Source organism: Rothia koreensis (assembly GCF_004136575.1).
In the GTDB taxonomy this organism is placed as follows: Bacteria; Actinomycetota; Actinomycetes; order Actinomycetales; family Micrococcaceae; genus Rothia; species Rothia koreensis.
In genome coordinates, this window is sequence record NZ_NOIQ01000043.1 from 1 (window position 1) to 5,242 (window position 5,242).

Annotated in this window: 2 rRNA genes; both read right to left on the minus strand. The window is 54.9% G+C overall.

What is annotated here, in order from left to right:
- Window positions 1–92: 92 nt before the first annotated feature.
- Window positions 93–3,197: ribosomal RNA gene (locus EWU68_RS12945) — 23S ribosomal RNA — on the minus strand.
- A gap of 346 nt (window positions 3,198–3,543) precedes the next feature.
- Window positions 3,544–5,073, minus strand: a 16S ribosomal RNA gene (locus EWU68_RS12950).
- The 16S and 23S rRNA genes sit together here, the layout of an rRNA operon.
- Window positions 5,074–5,242: the final 169 nt, after the last annotated feature.

The window sequence follows — 5,242 nt, forward strand, 5'->3', positions numbered from 1 at the left end:
GTTGTTTCAAAACCATACAGTGAACACGAACACACAACAATCATCTACAAACCCTCGCAGCAACCACCCAACACCCCACACGGGAGTGTTTTGTGTATAAACCTTCGGCCTATTAGTACCGGTCAACTCCACCAGTCTTCAGTCCTGGCTTCCATACCCGGCCTATCAACCCCGTCATCTACAGGGAGCCTCACACCCACAAAGGGGCAAGGAGAACTCATCTCGAAGCAAGCTTCCCGCTTAGATGCCTTCAGCGGTTATCTTTCCCGAACGTAGCCAATCAGCCATGCACCTGGCGGTACAACTGACATACCAGAGGTTCGTCCGTCCCGGTCCTCTCGTACTAAGGACAGGCCTCCACAATTCTCCAACGCACGCAGCGGATAGGGACCGAACTGTCTCACGACGTTCTGAACCCAGCTCGCGTGCCGCTTTAATGGGCGAACAGCCCAACCCTTGGGACCAACTCCAGCCCCAGGATGCGACGAGCCGACATCGAGGTGCCAAACCATGCCGTCGATATGAACTCTTGGGCAAGATCAGCCTGTTATCCCCGAGGTACCTTTTATCCGTTGAGCGACGGCCATTCCACAATGAACCGCCGGATCACTAGTCCCGACTTTCGTCCCTGCTCGACCTGCCAGTCTCACAGTCAAGCTCCCTTGTGCACTTGCACTCAACACCTGATTGCCAACCAGGCTGAGGGAACCTTTGGGCGCCTCCGTTACTCTTTAGGAGGCAACCGCCCCAGTTAAACTACCCATCAGGCACTGTCCCTGACCCAGATCATGGGCCGAGGTTAGACATCCAATATGACCAGAGTGGTATTTCAACAACGACTCCACCACGACTAGCGCCGTAGCTTCACAATCTCCCACCTATCCTACACAAGCCACACCGAACACCAATACCAAACTATAGTAAAGGTCACGGGGTCTTTCCGTCCTGCTGCGCGAAACGAGCATCTTTACTCGTACTGCAATTTCGCCGAGTTCATGGTTGAGACAGCAGGGAAGTCGTTACTCCATTCGTGCAGGTCGGAACTTACCCGACAAGGAATTTCGCTACCTTAGGATGGTTATAGTTACCACCGCCGTTTACTGGGGCTTAAATTCTCCGCTTCGACCCCAAAAAAGGGGCCTAACGAGTCCTCTTAACCTTCCAGCACCGGGCAGGAGTCAGTCCGTATACATCGTCTTGCGACTTCGCACGGACCTGTGTTTTTGATAAACAGTCGCTTCCCCCTGGTCTCTGCGACCCCTACACGCTCACCACCGCACGGGCAGCTCACGCTCAAGGTCCCCCTTCTCCCGAAGTTACGGGGGCATTTTGCCGAGTTCCTTAACCATGATTCTCTCGAACGCCTTAGTATTCTCTACCTGATCACCTGTGTCGGTTTAGGGTACGGGCAACTAGAACCTCACGCCGATGCTTTTCTCGACAGCATAGGATCACCGGATCCCCCCACAAACAGGGGTCCCATCACATCTCAGGCACACAGGCCGCGCATTTAACAACGACCAACCCTACATGCTTAGACCACGACAACCACCGCGTGGCCCGGCTACCTTCCTGCGTCACACCCGTTAATGCGTTTACCGCCCCGGATCAGGTCCCGTGCAGGCACGCACCAGCACTCCACAAGGAAGCACACAGCACGACCCGGACGGTTAGTATCACCGGCTTGGTATGGACGGTCCTTCGTCGGTACGGGAATATCAACCCGTTATCCATCGACTACGCCTGTCGGCCTCGCCTTAGGCCCCGACTAACCCAGGGAAGATTAGCTTGACCCTGGAACCCTTGATCATTCGGCGGATACGTTTCCCACGCATCATTCGCTACTCATGCCTGCATTCTCACTCGCGTACACTCCACCATACGTTCACACGATGACTTCACCGCAGTACACGACGCTCCCCTACCCAACACCACAACGGTATTGTCACGACTTCGGCGGTGTGCTTGAGCCCCGCTACATTATCGGCGCAGAATCACTTGACCAGTGAGCTATTACGCACTCTTTCAAGGATGGCTGCTTCTAAGCCAACCTCCTGGTTGTCTCAGCAACTCCACATCCTTTCCCACTTAGCACACGCTTAGGGGCCTTAGTCGATGATCTGGGCTGTTTCCCTCTCGACAATGAAGCTTATCCCCCACTGTCTCACTGCCGCGCTTACACTTGCCCGCATTCGGAGTTTGGCTGACGTCAGTAACCCGTAAAGGCCCATCAGCCAACCAGTAGCTCTACCTCAGACAAGCAACACACGACGCTGCACCTAAATGCATTTCGGGGAGAACCAGCTATCACAGAGTTTGATTGGCCTTTCACCCCTACCCACAGCTCATCCCCTCCATTTTCAACTGAAGTGGGTTCGGTCCTCCACGCGCTCTTACACACGCTTCAACCTGGCCATGGGTAGATCACTCCGCTTCGGGTCTAGACCGTGCCACTGATACGCCCTCTTCAGACTCGCTTTCGCTACGACTACCCCACACGGGTTAACCTCGCGACACAGCACTAACTCGCAGGCTCATTCTTCAAAAGGCACGCCATCACACCACAACGATGCTCTGACGGCTTGTAGGCACACGGTTTCAGGTACTATTTCACTCCCCTCACGGGGTACTTTTCACCATTCCCTCACGGTACTGATACACTATCGGTCACAAGAAAGTATTCAGGCTTACCAGGTGGTCCTGGCAGATTCACACGAGATTCCACGAGCCCCGTGCTACTCGGGAACACACACAATGCCAGTACCATGGTTTCGACTACGGGACTCTCACCCACTCCGGTCCACCATCCCAGATGATTCGCCTACCACAACACTGCACACCACCAGCCAGACAAGAACCAGTAAAAAGTGCGCCCCACAACACCCGTGATGCAACCCCTTGCCGGTATCACACACCACAGGTTTAGCCTCATCCGCGTTCGCTCGCCACTACTAACAGAATCATTATTATTTTCTCTTCCTGAGGGTACTGAGATGTTTCACTTCCCCCCGTTCCCTCCACACACCCTATACATTCAGGTGCGGGTCACTGCCCTTGACAAGCAGCGAGGTTTCCCCATTCGGACACCCTCGGATCACAGCCCAGTTATCGACTCCCCGAGGCTTATCGCAGATTCACACGTCCTTCATCGGCTTCTTGTGCCCAGGCATCCACCGTGCGCCCTTAACGATTTACACACAAATGATCACCACAAAGGCATTCACATAAACAATCACCAGGGAACCCACCCACAACAGGCAGGAACCCCAAGATGCTCGCGTCCACTATATAGTTCTCAAACAACAACCCACCACACCACACCAAACACCCCCAACCAGGAGGCACCCAGCACGGCGCACAGGCACCAAGACAACAACCACACGGCTCATTGCCTCAAAACCCAACAGTGCACTCTGCCCAGCCACACAACAACACCACAACGATGCCACCATGCAACCACTGAATATCGCATTCCACCCATGAGCAAACCACCCGCACAACACTCGTGCACGGAGGTGGCCAACCAAAAGTTGAGCTCCTTAGAAAGGAGGTGATCCAGCCGCACCTTCCGGTACGGCTACCTTGTTACGACTTAGTCCCAATCGCCAGTCCCACCTTCGACGACTCCCCCCACAAGGGTTGGGCCATCGGCTTCGGGTGTTACCAACTTTCGTGACTTGACGGGCGGTGTGTACAAGGCCCGGGAACGTATTCACCGCAGCGTTGCTGATCTGCGATTACTAGCGACTCCGACTTCATGGGGTCGAGTTGCAGACCCCAATCCGAACTGAGACCGGCTTTTTGGGATTAGCTCCACCTCACAGTATCGCAACCCATTGTACCGGCCATTGTAGCATGCGTGAAGCCCAAGACATAAGGGGCATGATGATTTGACGTCATCCCCACCTTCCTCCGAGTTGACCCCGGCAGTCTCCTATGAGTCCCCACCACAACGTGCTGGCAACATAGAACGAGGGTTGCGCTCGTTGCGGGACTTAACCCAACATCTCACGACACGAGCTGACGACAACCATGCACCACCTGTACACCAGCCCCGAAGGGAAACAACATCTCTGCTGCGATCCGGTGTATGTCAAGCCTTGGTAAGGTTCTTCGCGTTGCATCGAATTAATCCGCATGCTCCGCCGCTTGTGCGGGCCCCCGTCAATTCCTTTGAGTTTTAGCCTTGCGGCCGTACTCCCCAGGCGGGGCACTTAATGCGTTAGCTACGGCGCGGAAAACGTGGAATGTCCCCCACACCTAGTGCCCAACGTTTACGGCATGGACTACCAGGGTATCTAATCCTGTTCGCTCCCCATGCTTTCGCTCCTCAGCGTCAGTAACAGCCCAGAGACCTGCCTTCGCCATCGGTGTTCCTCCTGATATCTGCGCATTTCACCGCTACACCAGGAATTCCAGTCTCCCCTACTGCACTCCAGCCTGCCCGTACCCACTGCACACCCGGGGTTGAGCCCCGGGCTTTCACAGCAGACGCGACAAACCGCCTACGAGCTCTTTACGCCCAATAATTCCGGACAACGCTTGCGCCCTACGTATTACCGCGGCTGCTGGCACGTAGTTAGCCGGCGCTTCTTCTGCAGGTACCGTCACTTTCGCTTCTTCCCTGCTGAAAGAGGTTTACAACCCGAAGGCCGTCATCCCCCACGCGGCGTCGCTGCATCAGGCTTGCGCCCATTGTGCAATATTCCCCACTGCTGCCTCCCGTAGGAGTCTGGGCCGTGTCTCAGTCCCAGTGTGGCCGGTCACCCTCTCAGGCCGGCTACCCGTCGTCGCCTTGGTAAGCCATTACCTCACCAACAAGCTGATAGGACGTGAGCCCATCAAGAACCAGTACAAACCCTTTCCACCAGCACCCCATGCGAGGACTGGTCGTATCCGGTATTAGACCCAGTTTCCCGGGCTTATCCCAGAGTCCAAGGAAGGTCACTCACGTATTACTCACCCGTTCGCCACTCATCCACCAGGTGCAAGCACCCAGCTTCAGCGTTCGACTTGCATGTGTTAAGCACGCCGCCAGCGTTCGTCCTGAGCCAGGATCAAACTCTCCGTTAAAAAAAACAAAAAGAAAAACCCGTGGCCCAACAAAATAAAACCCCAACAGGCCACCATCACGGAGGTGACAGCACCACGCCTGCCAGGCAATGTTGAAACCAACAAGAATTCAAAAAACTTGGTACAACATTCAAACAAAGCACACTATTGAGTTCTCAAACAACAAACC